The following is a 14,833-nucleotide window of genomic DNA, read 5'->3' on the forward strand; positions in this document are numbered from 1 at the left end:
CGAGCCGGAGCCGGCCCCGCAACCGATCCGCATGAGGAGGCGTGGCGGTCACGTCGGAGCGTCTTCATGCGAATCGGTCAAACAGAACAACAAGAATCCCGGCATTCGCCACCATCCGCAGGCAATCGGAATCCCTTGGAGGAACGACATGAGTTATCAGGCCCCGATCAAGGACATGCAGTTCGTCATGAACGAACTGGCGGACCTGACGAGCATCTCGAAGCTGCCCGGTTATGAAGACGCTTCGCCCGAACTCGCGCAAGCCGTGCTCGAAGAGGCGGCGCGCTTCAATCAGGAAGTGCTCGCGCCGCTGAACGTCATCGGCGACCAGCAGCCGAGCACGTGGAAGGACGGCGTGGTCACGACCACGCCCGGCTTCAAGGACGCCTTCCGTCAGTTCTCCGAAGCGGGATGGCAAGGCGTGGCGCATCCGCAGGCATTTGGAGGCCAGGGCTTGCCCAAGCTCGTGGCCACGCCATGCACCGAGATGCTCAACGCCGCGAACCTGTCGTTCGCACTATGCCCGCTCCTGACCGACGGCGCGGTCGAAGCGCTGCTCACTGCGGGCAGCGATGCGCAGCGCGCGCTCTACGTCCCGAAGCTGCTCTCGGGCGAGTGGACCGGCACGATGAACCTCACGGAGCCGCAAGCCGGGTCCGATCTCGCGCTGGTGCGCACGCGCGCCGAACGCGAAGCCGATGGCAGCTATCGCCTCTTCGGCACGAAGATCTTCATCACGTTCGGCGAGCATGACATGGCCGAGAACATCGTCCACCTCGTGCTGGCGCGTACGCCGGATGCGCCGCCGGGCGTGAAGGGCATCTCGCTGTTCATCGTGCCGAAGTTCCATGTCGACGCCGAGGGCAAGCTCGGTGCGCGTAACGACGTTCACTGCGTGTCCATCGAACACAAGCTCGGTATCAAGGCGAGCCCGACCGCCGTCCTGCAGTTCGGCGACAACGGTGGCGCGACAGGCTACCTCGTTGGCGAAGAGAATCGCGGCCTCGAGTACATGTTCATCATGATGAACGCCGCGCGCTTCGCCGTCGGCATGCAGGGCGTGGCGGTTGCCGAGCGCGCATATCAACATGCCGTGGCCTACGCCCGCGATCGTCTGCAAAGCCGCCCGGTGGACGGCACTTCGCGCGAGGCAGTGGCGATCATTCACCACCCCGACGTCAAGCGCATGCTGATGACGATGCGCGCGCTCACTGAAGGCGCGCGCGCGCTGGCCTACGTGGCGGCCGCGCAGGCCGACATCGGGCATCACGCGGCCGACGCGCAAGCACGCCAACGCGCGCAGGCGGTCTACGAATTCCTCGTGCCGATCGTGAAGGGCTGGAGCACCGAGATGTCGCTGGAGGTCACGAGCCTTGGTGTGCAGGTGCACGGCGGCATGGGTTTCATCGAAGAGACCGGTGCGGCGCAGTATTATCGCGACGCACGCATCCTGCCGATCTACGAAGGCACGACGGCGATTCAGGCAAACGATCTCATTGGTCGCAAGACCTTGCGCGATCGTGGCGCGGTGGCGAATGCGCTGTGCGAGCAGATCATGGCGACCGAGAACGCGTTGCGTGCGGCGGGCGGTGTGGGAGCGGCGGTGGCTGAACGCCTTGCCAAGGGACGCGAAGCGCTGTCGATGGTGGTGGACTACGTACTCGCCAATACGCAGGACAACCCCAATGCGGTATTCGCCGGCAGCGTGCCGTATCTGAAACTCGCAGGGATCGTGCTGGGCGGCTGGCAGATGGGCCGTTCGTTGCTCGCCGCGCAGAAACTGCGAGATCAGGACCCGTCGTTCTACGACGCGAAGATCGGGACCTCGCGCTTCTTCGCGGATCACATTCTCACGCAGGCGCCGGGTCTGGCGCAGTCGATCACGCAAGGGGCGGATTCGGCACTGTCGCTCGACGAAGCGCAGTTCTGATGGATGGCAGGGCCGGCGCCTGGCCGGCCTGAGTGCCTCCGACGCCACGAGGATGGCCTTCGCGATGCCGAAAAAAAACGGCACTGCGTACGCAGTGCCGTGTATTGGGTCCCCGCCTCAGCCGCTAAGCCGGCATCCTGAACCGTGAGGTTCAAGGTGGTCGCGGTTAGTAGCGCTTTGGGTTCATCAGACAGAGTGACGCTCACGCCAGCACTACAAACTTCCGCAACCTGCAACAGATCATTGGTTCAAGGAATCTATGACTTTCGCGAACCAGGCAGGGAAAACTAACCTTTCGAATCGAGCGACGGTGGATGTCTTTCAGCTTTGATACTGATCGATCACTGCACTCAGTCGTTCGTTCATGCGTTGCATTCTACTCTGAATTTCTTCGGCGGGGAATGCTTGTCCGGCAGCAATACTTTTCTCCAGTGCAAGCAATTCGGATGCCAGGCTCAACGCTGCCATGACGGCAATGCGGTCGGTACCGCGCACGCTGCTTTGTGCCCGAACCTTGCTCATTTCGGCATCCACGCGCGACACCGAGGCCAGCAGATCGGCTTCGTGTTCCGGCGGGCAGGCGAGCCGGTAGGACTGTTCCAGAATATTGACTTCGAGCTGCTTGATCGTCATGCGTTTTCTCCACCGGGGGTGCCGAGCAGATCCATCTGACCTTCAGCGGGGTTTTGCGTCGGGAGCTTTTCCAGGATGGCATTCAGGCGAACCTGTGCCTCGTCGATCTTCGCGGCGAGCTGATCGCGCTGCAAACGCAGGGCGTCACGCTCGGCGCGCAATTGCTCGAGGGCCGTGCGCGTGTCCTCGCATTCGACGCGCGCGCGATCGAGTTCGGCGAGCAGTGCCTGGTTGTGTTGATGGAAACGTTGGCTGATCACAACCAACTGTTCAATTTTGTCGGTGAGATTGTCGAGATCGGTGAGCATCGGGCTGCGTCCTCTTGATTGCCCTACATTCTAACGGAATCGGCGGCCAATGCCCGACGATCGAGCATTGACGCTCGTTCGAATGGCCCCTACACTTGCGGCACTTCGGTGCTCGCGCACGCCCCCCCGGCATGCGCAGTTAAACGGGAAACAGGGAGCCGCGTCCCCACACGGGCTGGCCAACCTGTGCTGCCCCCGCAACGGTAAGTCATTCTTTCGGCCCGAAAGGTTTCCGAAAACGCGCCTCGCCTATATCGCCACTGTGAGCTACCCGCTCGCGGGAAGGCCGGTCAGGCGCCATGATGACCAGCCCGGATACCGGCCGCAGTGAGTGGGGAAAAGCGCGCCGTCCGGCCTTGCCGTGGCGGCCTTCGTCGTTTTCATGTATCGATGCCCGGCATCCGTGACGTGTCACCGGCGCTCCCCTTGCGCCGGCGGCCCGCGGGGGAACGGGTCTAGGCAATAAGAAAACTACGGAAGTCACACCCGATCATGCGCACCCACGTTCGCGCGATGGCGCCGCACGCGCCTGCACTGGCGCGTCTCGCGCCGGCACCCGCCGTCCTCTCCATGCTGTCCCGACTGACCCCGCGATCAACCCTGTGCAAGCCCTCTCGGTTTCACGCCCCGAGTCGTTTCGCCCTTGCCGCCGCCCTGCTGGCGACCGGCGCGGCGGCGCAGGCGCAATCGACCGCCTCGTCCGCCTCGTCAGACGCCACACTCAACACCACCGTCGTGACCGCGTCGCGCAGCGAGCAGAAGCTCGCGGATACACTGGCCTCCACCTCGGTCATCACGCGCGCCCAGATCGAGGCCAGCCAGGCGCAGGACCTGCCTTCGTTGCTGCGCGGTCAGGCGGGCGTCGAAATCGTCCAGAACGGCGGCTTCGGCACGTCGGCAAGCCTCTTCATGCGTGGCGCGGCCTCGAACGCCTCGCTGGTGCTCATCGATGGCGTGCCGGTGAATTCGGCCACGACCGGCACGACCAACATCGCCCAGATTCCTGTGTCGCAAATCGATCATATCGAGATCGTGCGTGGCAATGTCTCGGCGCTGTACGGTTCGCAAGCGGTGGGCGGCGTGATCCAGATCTTCACGCGCCAGGGGCATGGCGGCCCGCCCAGGATGCACGCCGAAGTCGGCTACGGCACGAATAACACCACGCAGGCCAACGCCGGCATCGCGGGGTCGTTCGAAGATGGCAAGACGCGCTTCTCGCTGGACGTCTCGCGCTTTCACACCAATGGCATTTCCGCGCAGGACCCGCGTTTCCTCCCGAAAGCCAACCCGAACCGCAACGGCGACGACAATACGAGCGTGAGTGCGTCGCTCTCGCGCAAGCTCGGCGACACGTGGGAGATCGGCGCACGACTGTTCCAGAGCGACGGCAGCAGCAGCTACGACAACGCCTTCGGCAGGCCCACCGACCTGAACGACACCGATGCCCGCGTGCGCCAGCTCTCCGCGTACGCGAAGGGCAACGTCACCGACAAGTGGAACACGCGCCTGAGCGTCACGCAGGGCGACGACTACAGCTACAACTACCTGAACGGCAAAGGCAACGGCAACTTCCACACGTCGACCCACCAGATCGACTGGGCCAACGAATATGTCTTCATGCCGGACCAGAAGCTGATCGGCGGCTACACGCGCCAGGAGCAGACGGTCGACAGCAGCACGGTCTACAACCGCAACAACCGCCACCTCGACTCCTTCTACGTGGGCTACGAAGGCGTCTTCGCGCAGAAGCACGAGGTGCAGGCCACCGTGCGTCGCGACATCTACTCCGATTTCGGCGGCGCGAACAGTTACTGGGTCGGCTACGGCTATCGCCTCACGCCGCAGTGGAAGCTGATGGCCAACGCATCGGACGGCTTCCGCGCACCGACCTTCAACGAACTGTTCTACCCCGGCTTCGGCAATCCGAACCTGCAACCCGAGCGCTCCATCTCGAAGGAACTCGCCGTGCAGTTCTACGATGAGCGTTTCGGCCTGGCCAAGCTGGCCCTGTTTCGCACCAACTACACGAACCTGATCCAGTCGCTCACCGTATCGCCCTACACGGCGGCGAACGTGGCGAACGCCCGCGTCGAGGGCCTGGAGCTGACCTATCAGGGCAAGATCCAGTGGACGGGCACGGACGTACGGGCCTCCTTCACCCGGCAGAACCCGACGGATCTCGATGCCAACAAGGTGCTCGCGCGCCGCGCGAAGCAATTCGCCTCGGTCGGTGTGACGCAGAAGTTCCTCGGCAAGTATTCGGTCGGTGGCGATGTGTTCTACAGCGGCGAGCGTTACGATACGGGCGGTCAGCATCTCGGCGCTTACACGCTCGTGAACTTGCAGGCACGCTACGATATCGACAAATCCTGGTACGTCTCGGCGCATCTGGACAACGTCTTCAACAAGAACTACCAGACGGTCTATGGCTACAACACCCTCGGACGCGCAATCTACGTCTCGCTCGGCTGGAAGCAGTTCTGACGATGCCCTGACGGGCATTGCACGGTGCGGCACGCCATGACGCTGCGCCGCGCCCTCGCCATCTGGACGGGACTGGCAGCGCTTGCACTGACCATCCTGGTGGCGTCGCTCATGCTGGGGAGCGTGCCGGTCTCACTGCGCGCGCTCGGCACGCTCGCGCTCGGGCACGACGCCGGCCTCGCGGGCGACGTGGTGTGGCGCCTGCGCCTGCCGCGTGCGCTGGCGGCCTTCGCATGCGGCGGCCTGCTCGCGGTGGCGGGCACGCTGATGCAAACCTTACTGCGCAATCCGCTGGCCGATCCTTACGTGCTGGGCATCTCCGGCGGCGCGGGCGTTGCCGCGCTGGGCGCACTCGCGCTCACGCTCCCGTTCTTCTGGGTGCAGACGAGCGCCTTCCTCGGTGCGCTCGCCGCCATCGTCCTCGTGATGGCGCTCTCCCATCGCAGCTTTCTTCGTCCCGGCGATCAGGACACCAGCACCCGGCTGCTGCTTACCGGCGTGATGATGGCCGCCGGGTTCGGTGCACTCGCCACGCTCATTCTCACGCTCGCGCCCGACGCCAGCCTGCGCGGCATGCTGTTCTGGCTTACCGGCGATCTGAACGGTGTCGATCGCGCTGCGTTGCCGCTCGTCACCCTCGGCGCGACGCTGCTCATCGTGTGCCCGGTCGCGCATCGCCTGAACGTGCTGCTGCGCGGCGAAGCCGTTGCGCAGGCCGTCGGTGTGGCGGTCGGCCCGCTGCGCGCGCGTGTGTACCTGGCGGCGTCGCTGGCCACGGCGGTTTCCGTGACGACGGGCGGCAGCATCGGCTTCGTCGGCCTGGTCGTGCCGCATATCCTGCGGCAGCGCTTCGGCAACGATCAGCGCATGCTGCTCCCGGCGGCGGCGCTCGCGGGCGGCACGCTTCTCATGCTGGCGGACCTCATCGCCCGTACGGTGCTTGCGCCGACGCAGTTGCCCGTGGGCGTCATCACCGCGATGATCGGCGTGCCGGTATTCCTCTGGCTGCTCTCGCGCAGGGTGATCCGATGAGCGCCCCGTTGCTGCAAACCCACGCCCTGACGCTGCGCGCCGGTCAGCGCCCGCTCGTCGACTGGCTCGATCTGGTGGTCGCCCCTGGCGAGTGCTGGTGTCTGGCCGGCCCCAACGGCGCGGGCAAGACGACGCTGCTTGGCACGCTCGCGGGGCTGCGCGAACTCGACGCCCGGGCCCAGCGCAACGCGTCGATCCAGGCCGGCGGCCGCGTGGAGATAGGCGGCAGGTCGCTGGCGCAATGGCGACCGGCGGCGCTGGCCAAGGTTCGGGCGCTCATGCCACAGCACACCCGGGACGCGTTCGGCGCGAGCGCGCTGGAAGTGGTCCTCGCGGGGCGTCATCCGCATCTCGTACAGGGGCGCTGGGGCGCCTGGGAGTCGGACGCCGACGTCGATGCAGCCATGGCGGCGCTCGCCCAGGTCGGCATGACGGGTTTCGCCGCGCGTGACGTGACCACGCTCTCCGGCGGGGAGCGGCAGCGCGTGTCGCTTGCGGCGGTATTGGCGCAGGCCACGCCGCTGCTGCTGCTCGATGAACCCGTCTCGCACCTCGATCTGCATCATCAGATCGATGCGCTGACGTGTCTGGCCAATCACGCCGCGCGAGACGACGCCGCGGTCGTCTTCTCGTGTCACGATCTGAACCTCGCGCGCCGCTTCGCCACGCATGCACTGCTGCTCGACGGCCGAGGCGGGTGGCGTGCCGGCGTCGTGCGCGAGGTGCTCAGCGCCGAGCATTGCAGCGATGCATTCGGGTATCCGCTGCGTCTCATTCGCGACGGCGACGACGAGGCGCTGATTCCTGTACGCCGATCATGAGCGTTGCGGCCCGAAGGTTGATCCGTATCGCTATCCGTACCTCGAAGCGCGCGGCGTTCGCTGGCGCCCGGGGCATGCTTTCACCCCGCACGCGGACGATCCGCGCCGCGTGCCCGCATTTTGAAAGGTTTCGTGCATGACGCAAGAACCGATTTCCCGTGAACCGGATTCGACGGGCCCGACCGACGACGACGGACGCAATACCCGCCATCGCGAACGCATGGTGCGAAAGAAGGCGGTGATCGACGACAAGATCGCCAAGGCACAGCGCGACTGCGGTGTGATCGTCGTCACCACCGGCAACGGCAAGGGCAAGTCGAGCTCGGGCTTTGGCATGGTGATGCGCGCCATGGGGCACGGCATGAAGACGGGCGTCGTGCAGTTCATCAAGGGCGCGATTCCCACGGGCGAAGAGAAATTCCTTCGCCGCTTTCCCGAGGCCTGCGAGTTCCACGTGATGGGCGAGGGCTACACTTGGGACACGCAGGACCGCGAACGCGACATCGCCAAGGCGCAGGCCGCCTGGGCGCAGGCGCGGCGCATGTTGCGCGACCCCGCAATCGGGCTCGTGCTGTTCGACGAGCTGAACATCGCGCTCAAGCTCGGCTATCTCGACGTGGACACCGTGATCGCCGATCTGAAGGCGCGTCCCGAAATGCAGCATGTCGTGATCACCGGTCGCGGCGCACCGCAGGCGCTCATCGACGCCGCCCACACGGTGACTGACATGACGCCGGTCAAGCACGCGTTTGCGGAAGGGATTCGCGCGCAGCCCGGCGTCGAAATGTAATCGTTGTCCTAACGTATCAGGAAGTTTCTCCGTATGACCGCTTTCAGCCCGTTGCTCTCCGAACTGTTCGACATTGCCGCGCCGTCGGCGGCGATGGACGCTCGCCTGCGGCACGCCATCGACATCAAGACCAAACCGCCCGGTAGTCTCGGCGCCCTGGAGCGGGTGGCGCTGCAGGTCGGCCGCATTCAGCAGAGCGACGCGCCCGTGCTAACGCGTCCGGCCATGCTCGTGTTCGCGGGCGACCACGGCATCGTCGCGGCGGGCGTCAGTCCTTATCCCCAGGCGGTGACCGCGCAGATGGTGCTCAACTTCCTGCGTGGCGGGGCCGCCATCAACGTGTTCTGTCGCGCGCAGGGCATCGAACTGGAAGTGGTGAACGCCGGCGTGGCTGCCGATTTTCCGGCACACGCGTCGCTCGTCGACATTCCGGTGGCGCGCGCAACGCGCAACTTCCTCGACGCGCCGGCCATGACGCGCGAACAACTCGAGACCGCGCTTGCCGCGGGAGCGGCCCGCGTCGTCGCGCACGCGTCGCGCGGTACGCGGATGATCGGCTTCGGCGAGATGGGGATCGGCAATACGTCGTCGGCGGCATGCCTGATGCAACGGCTGACCGGTCTTCCACTCGCAGCGTGCGTTGGGCGCGGCACGGGCGTGGACGAGGCGGGGCTCGTGCGCAAGACGTCCGTGCTCGAGCGCGCGCTCGCGGCGCATCCCTCGTCCGACCCGACCCCGGACCCGCTCGACACGCTCGCCACGTTCGGCGGTTTCGAGATCGCCATGATGACCGGCGCCTATCTCGCCGCGGCCAAGCTCGGGCTGGTGATCGTGGTCGACGGCTTCATCAGCACGTCGGCGTTGCTGGTCGCCGCACGCGTGTCGCCGGCCGTACTCGATTATTGCGTCTTCGCACACGCCTCGGACGAGACCGGCCACCGTGCCATGCTCGACGCGCTCGGCGCGCAGCCCCTGTTGCAACTGGGCCTGCGCCTGGGCGAGGGGACGGGCGCGGCGCTGGCCATGCCGGTCATCCAAGCCGCCGCCGCATTCCTGCGCGAGATGGCCACGTTCGAGGGCGCGGGCGTCAGCGACCGGGAGGCCGGCGCGTCATGACGCCTTTGCCGTCCGATCCGCGGCACGACCACGAGCACGGTCGGCGCAGCGACGACGGCGCCCCGCCGCCGGCCCTGACGGCTGCGGCGGCTTCGCCGCACGTGGACGTGCCTGGTAGCGGCGAAGTGTCGTTCGGCGGACTCAAGGGACAGTGCCGGCTGTTTCTCACCGCATTGGGTTTCTTCACCCGCGTGCCGATTCCACGGTGGGTCGGCTATTCGCCCGAGCAACTGAACGCCGCGACGCGCTATTTCCCGCTCGTGGGGGTGTTTGTCGGCGCGCTCGTCGCGGGGCTTACGGTGGCGATGGGGGCACTGTGGTCGCCGCATCTGGCGATCGCGATGGGACTTGCCGTGAGCGTTCTGCTCACCGGAGCCTTTCATGAAGACGGCCTCGCCGATGCCGTCGACGCCTTCGGCGGCGCCTTCACGCGCGAGCGAGTGCTGGACATCATGCACGACTCGCGCATCGGCACCTATGGCGCGGTGGCGCTCTGGCTCGCGCTGGCGATCAAATGGCAGGCGCTCGTCGACATTCAGGCGGCCGCCGGATGGGGCGGCTTCGCCGTCGTATCGATCGGTGCGCATGCCGCAAGTCGCAGCATGGCGATCAGCTTGCTGCGCTCGCTCGATTACGTGCGTGCGCAGGGCAAGGCCAAGCCGATAGCGCAGCGCCTGAGTCTTGGCGCACTGACGTTCGGCGTGATGTGCAGCGCGCCGTGGTGGATCTGGCCGGATTGGCGCGCCGGCGTGAGCGGCGCCGCAGTGCTGGTGGCACTGCGTACCGGTATTGTCCGCTATTTGCGTCGCCGCCTCGGTGGCTACACCGGCGACACGCTCGGTTTCGCGCAACAGCTCGGCGAGCTGGCCCTGTACCTGACGGTGTGCGCATGGATCTGATTCTGATGCGGCATCCGCCGCCGGATGTGCCGCCAGCGCGGTGCTATGGCCGCACCGATCTCGCGCTCGATCGCACGCGCTTCGACGCCACGCTCGCCTCGATGCGCTCGCGGCTCGCGGTGCTGCTCGGCGCTCGCATGCCCGTGGCCTTGCACAGCAGTCCGCTGCAACGCGCGCGGCACGCCGCCGATGCGCTCGCGCTGACGTTCGGATTGCCCGTGCGCGAAGACGCGCGTCTGGCCGAAATGAATTTCGGGGCCTGGGAAATGCAGCCCTGGGACGACATCTCCCGGCACGATCTCGACGCATGGGCGCGCGACGTTGCCGGATTCAGACCGCCCGGCGGCGAGTCGGCGCGCGACGTCGCCTTGCGCATGGATGCCTGGATGCGGACGCTTCGTGACGCGGCATGCGCGCACGACGATGTCCACGTGGTCGTGGCGCATGCGGGGCCGATCCGGCTGCATGCGGCCACGCTGCTGCGTTTGCCGACGACCGCATGTCTGTCGTGGACGCTCGATTTCGGCGGTCTGTGCCAGCTTCGACTGGCCGACGATGGCCAGGCGCGACTGGTGCGCTGGAACGGGTAACCCGGCGTACCCGCGTCGCACGTGCCCCTGGTCGGTGGCTACTTCGCCGATGGCGTGCGGCGTGCGCGAGCGATGTCGAGGTCTTCGCACATCGCCCGTGCGCCGTCGAGAATGCGCGGGCCCGGGCGATTGATGAGGTCGCCGTCGATGCCGAACAGATTGTCGTGGGCGACGGCGGGCAACTGCGGCCATTTGCGCCAGTTGTCGAGCGTGGCGAGGGGCTTGTCCGACGCGGTGGCGCCCGGCGTGGCGGTGAACATCGCCTCGGGCTGCTTCGCGAGCACGGCCTCGACCGACACGCGAGGGACGAGCGGCGCCTCATCGGCGAAGATGTTCACGCCGCCGCACAGCCGGATGACGTCGCTCACCATGTGCGTGCCATTGAGCGTCATGAGCGGTTGCGTCCACACCTGATAGAACACCGACACCGGCGCGCGGGACGCGTACTGCTTGCGCAGCGCCTCGTAGCGCGTGCGGAACGCATCCGCTGACGCCCGCGCCTTCGCGGGCGTTCCCATCAACGTGCCCAGCGTTTCGATGGCCGCGGGCAGATCGGTCAGATGCTTGGGTTCGGAATAGAACACCGGTAGCTTGAGTTGGCGCAGGGCTTCGACCTGGCGTTGCGAGTTGCCGTGCATCCACACCACGATCAGATCGGGCTTGAGCGCGAGGATGCGCTCGAGATCGAGCGCGCTGTTGTCGCCCACGCGCGGCAGGCGGCGGGCGGCCTCCGGAAAATCGGAATACTTCACGACGCCCACGACCTTGTCACCGGCCCCGGCCGCAAAGAGCAATTCGGTTGCGTGCGGCGAGAGACTCACCACGCGCCGGGCCGGCGCGGGCAGTGTGACCGTGGCGCCCGAGTCGTCCTTGACCGTTACGGCGGCGTGCGCGATGGAAGACGCGACAAGGAGGGCAAGACCGGTGGCCGCCACGGCGGCCCGCTTCAGGAGGGCCAACGTTGCGCGCCGAGGCGTGTGAGAGGCGAGCGGGGCAGAATGATCGAGTGACATCGGAGCAGGGGCGGACAACGGGGTGGCCGCCGCAGAGGGCAGGGAGTCCGCCGGCGCAAGTTCGCCGCGCCGGCCGGTCCGCCATTTTCAATGCGTTGGGGCGTTCCGGCAAGGGCGGCGCGCACGCGCGCGGCGATCTCCCGGCGAACCGATGCCACGCCAATGCTGTCGAACTCCGCGTGACGTATTGGGCGGGGCCGCACGCGCGAATGACGCGTTACCGGATTTGAGCGCGATGGCCCCGACAGGAACAGGAAATCGGCCTCGTCGACGACGACGGGCAATGCAATAAGGAGTGGAATTCGTGAAGCGAAATTTCGGAAGGATGGGCTGGAAGAGCGCGTTGACGCTCGTATTGGCGACGATGCTCGGTGCGTGCGCCGCGCCTGGCGGCCCGGATGGCGCCAATGCATCCGCCGGATCGAGCAAGGTGAAGGCCTACGGTGTGATCGACGGCGGGGTGACCGTGGTCAAATGAGGCGCCGCTGATGCAGGCACAGGCGTGAGTGCGAACGCAAACGACCGCGCCCCCTGTCTCCGAAGAGGACAGGGGGCGCGGTCGTCAAACCGGTTTCGAAGGATGTCAGCGCGTTACTGGAGCCAAGCGTCGAAACCGGGCGGCTCGGCGCACTGCATTACGGCACGGCGGCCGTAACAGTGACGCACCGAGCCTTGCCTGGCGTTAGTTCGACGCCGGTGCCGGTGCGGCCGCGCCTGCGTCGGACGCCGGAGCGCTCATGGCGCCGCCCGCATCGCTGGCCGGTGCAGCCGTGGCCGGTGCCGTCGCCGACGTGTCGGCGGCCGGTGCGGCCGATTGGTCTTCCTTCTTCGAGCAACCTGCCGTCACGACGGCAGCGGTCAGGAGCGTAGCAAGCAACAGAGGCAGTTTTTTCATTTGGTCGTCCTTTTATCTTGGGAAAGCCCTTGCGAAAGAACCTTCAGTCTAACGGCGCCCATGGGCGATGACTGTGTGCATTTGTTGCAGAAATGCTTCAATTTGTAACGAAACGGGCCGTTATGCACGCCGCCCAATCGCATGTAAACCACCTGAACGACGGTTGCGCGGCGAGGCGCCCGATGCAAAGCATAACGAGGAATTTGGATGCCCGCGTCCCAACGCAGTTCCCCAAATGCTTGCGCGAACCGATCAGGCGCGCGGGATCGAGGCGAGCGCCGCGCCCAGTCGCTGCCACGCGGACTCGCTGTCAGGCAGGCCAACGCGCAGGCTCGGCAAGGTGCGCGTGCCGCCGTCGCCGAGCGTGACGGTACGGGGGTCGAACAGGCGTGTCCAGATACCTTGCCCGGCCAGTTGCGCGTGCCACCGGGGCGCCAGTGCATGTGCGCTCCAGACGAACAACGGCGTGCCCAGCGCGGGCCATTCCTGCGCCCGCAACAAGCCCAGCAGCCGCTCTCCGTCGCGCAGCAAACGCTCGCGCGCCGCTGCCTGCCAGGCCGTGTCGCGCAAGGCGGTTCGGACAGCGAACCTTGCCGGTCCGCTGACCGTCCACGCGCCCAGCCGCTCGCCGAGCCGCTTCACCAGGGATTCGGGGCAGAGTGCGAACCCGGCACGAATGCCCGCCAACCCAAAGAACTTTCCCACGGAACGCAGTACCACCAGGCCGTCGCGACCCACATGCGGCGCCATCGACATGGACGGCGACACGTCGGCGAAAGCCTCGTCCACGATGAGCAGGCCGCCGCGACGCGCCAACGTACCTTGCCACCGTGAGAGGGTCTCGGGCGCCACGCACCGCGTTGTTGGATTATCGGGATTTACCCAAACCAGATAGTCGACGTCGGGCAATCCGGCTTCCGGGCCGAGCCACGGCACACAAATATGGCCGGCCATTGCAAAGGCTGGCGCGTACTCGCTGTAGGTCAGGGTGGCGATCGCCACGCGGCCTGGACGCAGCAGGGCGGGCAGCGCCCGGATCGCCGCTTGCGATCCGGCACAGGGCACGACGTTGCCGGCGGGCACCCCGTAATAGCGCGCCGCGACGTCGAGCAGATCGTCGAAGGCGTCCGGCAGGTCGCGCCAGACGCTGGGCGGCGGCATCGGGACGGGATATCCGATCGGGTTGATGCCGGTCGACAGATCGAGCCAGTCTTCACGAGGACGTCGATACCGGGCTACGGCTTCGCCGAGATTCCCGCCGTGGCGGGGGGTGTGTGAGGCAAGGCGTGTGTCGAATTCGTTGGCTGCCATGAATGCAAATGGAGTCGCCGCGCGCTCACACCAGGCTCACGGGCATGGTGTCGGCCTGCGATGCGGCGAAGAGGGCGAGTGCGCCGCTCACGAGCAGCCACATCCACATCGAGCGCGAGATGAGGCGCCAGGCGGCCTTGATATGTTGCGCGGAAGGCGCCATGCCGCAGCCCAGCGCCGGGCGCGTTTCCCATTCGCCGTGATAGCGCGCCGGGCCGCCGAGTTGCACGCCCAGGCTCCCGGCGCCGGCGGCCATCACCGGTCCGGCGTTCGGGCTCGACCAGGCGCCGGCCTGCGTGCGCCAACAGGTGATGGCGCGCGACATGTCGCCGAAGATTGCGTAGCTTGCGGCCGTCAGACGGGCGGGAATCCAGTTCAGCACATCGTCGATGCGCGCGGCGGGGCGTCCGAAGTAGACGAACTGGTCGGTGCGATAGCCCCACATGGCGTCCAGCGTGTTCGCCAACCGGAACAGCACCACGCCCGGGGCTCCCGCGATCGCGAACCAGAAGAGCGCACCGAAGATGGCGTCGTTGCCGTTCTCGAGCGTCGATTCGACAGCAGCGCGAGCGAGGTCGGACGCACTGGCGTCTTCGGTGTCGCGCGAGACGATGCGCGCCGTGAGGGCGCGCGCCTGCGCGAGGTCGCCGTCGCGTAGCGCGCGGGCGATGGGCATCACGTGCTCGCGCAGGCTGCGCGCACCCAGCGCGGCGTACAGCGCCAGCGCTTGCCACAGCACGCCGCCCCAGCCGGGCAGGAACGTGAGTGCCCAGGCGATCAGCACGGGCAGCACGAGCATGAGCGACCAGGCCCACAGTCCGCGCGTCATGGCGCTCAGGGGTTTGTCACGGGTGTCGGGGTCGTTGAGCCATGCCTGCACGCCGTTGGCAACACGGCCAAAGCCCACGAGCGGATGCCATCGGCGCGGCTCGCCAAGCCAGGCATCGAGCAACACGCCGATCAGTGCGGCGAGCCAGAGCGATTCGGGAGCGAGGCCGGTGAGCATCGTCG

The 14,833-nt window shown here is 66.7% G+C and carries 15 protein-coding genes, 1 other RNA gene and 1 riboswitch; of the genes, 9 read left to right on the forward strand and 7 right to left on the reverse strand.

The genetic code is table 11. The features are described 5' to 3' along the window. Window positions 1-148 precede the first annotated feature (148 nt). A complete protein-coding gene (locus tag PMO31116_RS20820; RefSeq protein WP_150568368.1) occupies window positions 149-1,930 on the forward strand; it encodes an acyl-CoA dehydrogenase in 1,782 nt (593 codons plus the stop codon). 105 nt (window positions 1,931-2,035) lie between these two features. On the opposite strand, the gene ssrS is transcribed toward PMO31116_RS20820, so the two are convergent. The 3 genes from ssrS to PMO31116_RS20835 form a co-directional block, all read right to left on the reverse strand. Beyond that, window positions 2,036-2,217: non-coding RNA, 6S RNA (gene ssrS / locus PMO31116_RS20825), on the reverse strand. A 34-nt stretch (window positions 2,218-2,251) separates the two neighbouring features. Beyond that, window positions 2,252-2,563 (reverse strand): cell division protein ZapA, encoded by a 312-nt coding sequence (locus tag PMO31116_RS20830; RefSeq protein ID WP_023597133.1) that lies wholly within the window; start codon window positions 2,561-2,563, stop codon window positions 2,252-2,254. Then, window positions 2,560-2,871, reverse strand: a complete 312-nt coding sequence (locus tag PMO31116_RS20835; protein WP_023597132.1) for a hypothetical protein — start codon at window positions 2,869-2,871, stop codon at window positions 2,560-2,562. Before PMO31116_RS20835 ends, PMO31116_RS20830 begins: the two co-directional genes overlap by 4 nt. 89 nt (window positions 2,872-2,960) lie before the next feature. Continuing rightward, window positions 2,961-3,212, forward strand: a riboswitch (cobalamin riboswitch). A gap of 151 nt (window positions 3,213-3,363) precedes the next feature. On the opposite strand from PMO31116_RS20835, the gene PMO31116_RS20840 reads away from it, so the two are divergent. The 7 genes from PMO31116_RS20840 (at window position 3,364) to cobC (ending at window position 10,603) form a co-directional block, all read left to right on the forward strand. Next, on the forward strand, window positions 3,364-5,355 hold the full coding sequence (locus PMO31116_RS20840; protein ID WP_150568369.1) for a TonB-dependent receptor plug domain-containing protein: 1,992 nt from the start codon (window positions 3,364-3,366) through the stop codon (window positions 5,353-5,355). A gap of 36 nt (window positions 5,356-5,391) precedes the next feature. Next, window positions 5,392-6,387, forward strand: coding sequence for a FecCD family ABC transporter permease (locus PMO31116_RS20845; protein ID WP_150568370.1), 996 nt, complete (start codon window positions 5,392-5,394; stop codon window positions 6,385-6,387). After that, window positions 6,384-7,208: an ABC transporter ATP-binding protein gene (locus PMO31116_RS20850; protein WP_150568371.1), complete on the forward strand. Its 825-nt coding sequence runs from the start codon at window positions 6,384-6,386 to the stop codon at window positions 7,206-7,208. Before PMO31116_RS20845 ends, PMO31116_RS20850 begins: the two co-directional genes overlap by 4 nt. A gap of 136 nt (window positions 7,209-7,344) precedes the next feature. Then, window positions 7,345-7,998 (forward strand): cob(I)yrinic acid a,c-diamide adenosyltransferase, encoded by a 654-nt coding sequence (cobO, locus tag PMO31116_RS20855; protein WP_150568372.1) that lies wholly within the window; start codon window positions 7,345-7,347, stop codon window positions 7,996-7,998. Window positions 7,999-8,031: 33 nt separating this feature from the next. Next, the gene (cobT, locus tag PMO31116_RS20860) at window positions 8,032-9,114 is read left to right on the forward strand and encodes a nicotinate-nucleotide--dimethylbenzimidazole phosphoribosyltransferase (protein WP_150568373.1); all 1,083 of its coding nucleotides are present in this window, start codon (window positions 8,032-8,034) and stop codon (window positions 9,112-9,114) included. Further along, window positions 9,111-10,013: an adenosylcobinamide-GDP ribazoletransferase gene (locus PMO31116_RS20865; protein ID WP_150568374.1), complete on the forward strand. Its 903-nt coding sequence runs from the start codon at window positions 9,111-9,113 to the stop codon at window positions 10,011-10,013. The genes cobT and PMO31116_RS20865 overlap by 4 nt, the downstream gene beginning before the upstream one ends. Continuing rightward, on the forward strand, window positions 10,004-10,603 hold the full coding sequence (gene cobC, locus PMO31116_RS20870) for an alpha-ribazole phosphatase family protein (RefSeq protein WP_150568375.1): 600 nt from the start codon (window positions 10,004-10,006) through the stop codon (window positions 10,601-10,603). Before PMO31116_RS20865 ends, cobC begins: the two co-directional genes overlap by 10 nt. Before the next feature lie 38 nt (window positions 10,604-10,641). Here the strand turns inward: cobC and PMO31116_RS20875 are convergent, their stop codons facing one another. Further along, window positions 10,642-11,553, reverse strand: a complete 912-nt coding sequence (locus tag PMO31116_RS20875) for a cobalamin-binding protein (RefSeq protein ID WP_246185417.1) — start codon at window positions 11,551-11,553, stop codon at window positions 10,642-10,644. A 367-nt stretch (window positions 11,554-11,920) separates the two neighbouring features. On the opposite strand from PMO31116_RS20875, the gene PMO31116_RS23820 reads away from it, so the two are divergent. After that, window positions 11,921-12,094: a hypothetical protein gene (locus tag PMO31116_RS23820; RefSeq protein ID WP_155252880.1), complete on the forward strand. Its 174-nt coding sequence runs from the start codon at window positions 11,921-11,923 to the stop codon at window positions 12,092-12,094. A 204-nt stretch (window positions 12,095-12,298) separates the two neighbouring features. On the opposite strand, the gene PMO31116_RS20880 is transcribed toward PMO31116_RS23820, so the two are convergent. From PMO31116_RS20880 to cbiB, 3 genes are all read right to left on the reverse strand, one after another. Beyond that, a complete protein-coding gene (locus tag PMO31116_RS20880; protein ID WP_023597123.1) occupies window positions 12,299-12,511 on the reverse strand; it encodes a hypothetical protein in 213 nt (70 codons plus the stop codon). Between the two features lie 252 nt (window positions 12,512-12,763). Further along, a complete protein-coding gene (cobD, locus tag PMO31116_RS20885) occupies window positions 12,764-13,822 on the reverse strand; it encodes a threonine-phosphate decarboxylase CobD (RefSeq protein WP_150568377.1) in 1,059 nt (352 codons plus the stop codon). A gap of 25 nt (window positions 13,823-13,847) precedes the next feature. Further along, the gene (cbiB, locus tag PMO31116_RS20890; RefSeq protein ID WP_150568378.1) at window positions 13,848-14,828 is read right to left on the reverse strand and encodes an adenosylcobinamide-phosphate synthase CbiB; all 981 of its coding nucleotides are present in this window, start codon (window positions 14,826-14,828) and stop codon (window positions 13,848-13,850) included. Between the last annotated feature and the right edge of the window lie 5 nt (window positions 14,829-14,833).

The sequence above is a fragment of the Pandoraea morbifera genome (assembly GCF_902459575.1).
GTDB lineage: Bacteria > Pseudomonadota > Gammaproteobacteria > Burkholderiales > Burkholderiaceae > Pandoraea > Pandoraea morbifera.

Coding starts and splice junctions, on each gene's coding strand:
- PMO31116_RS20820 (WP_150568368.1), top strand. CDS start 149: ATGAGTTATCAGGCCCCGATCAAGGACATGCAGTTCGTCATGAACGAA.
- PMO31116_RS20830 (WP_023597133.1), bottom strand. CDS start 2,563: ATGACGATCAAGCAGCTCGAAGTCAATATTCTGGAACAGTCCTACCGG.
- PMO31116_RS20835 (WP_023597132.1), bottom strand. CDS start 2,871: ATGCTCACCGATCTCGACAATCTCACCGACAAAATTGAACAGTTGGTT.
- PMO31116_RS20840 (WP_150568369.1), top strand. CDS start 3,364: ATGCGCACCCACGTTCGCGCGATGGCGCCGCACGCGCCTGCACTGGCG.
- PMO31116_RS20845 (WP_150568370.1), top strand. CDS start 5,392: ATGACGCTGCGCCGCGCCCTCGCCATCTGGACGGGACTGGCAGCGCTT.
- PMO31116_RS20850 (WP_150568371.1), top strand. CDS start 6,384: ATGAGCGCCCCGTTGCTGCAAACCCACGCCCTGACGCTGCGCGCCGGT.
- cobO (WP_150568372.1), top strand. CDS start 7,345: ATGACGCAAGAACCGATTTCCCGTGAACCGGATTCGACGGGCCCGACC.
- cobT (WP_150568373.1), top strand. CDS start 8,032: ATGACCGCTTTCAGCCCGTTGCTCTCCGAACTGTTCGACATTGCCGCG.
- PMO31116_RS20865 (WP_150568374.1), top strand. CDS start 9,111: ATGACGCCTTTGCCGTCCGATCCGCGGCACGACCACGAGCACGGTCGG.
- cobC (WP_150568375.1), top strand. CDS start 10,004: ATGGATCTGATTCTGATGCGGCATCCGCCGCCGGATGTGCCGCCAGCG.
- PMO31116_RS20880 (WP_023597123.1), bottom strand. CDS start 12,511: ATGAAAAAACTGCCTCTGTTGCTTGCTACGCTCCTGACCGCTGCCGTC.
- cobD (WP_150568377.1), bottom strand. CDS start 13,822: ATGGCAGCCAACGAATTCGACACACGCCTTGCCTCACACACCCCCCGC.
- cbiB (WP_150568378.1), bottom strand. CDS start 14,828: ATGCTCACCGGCCTCGCTCCCGAATCGCTCTGGCTCGCCGCACTGATC.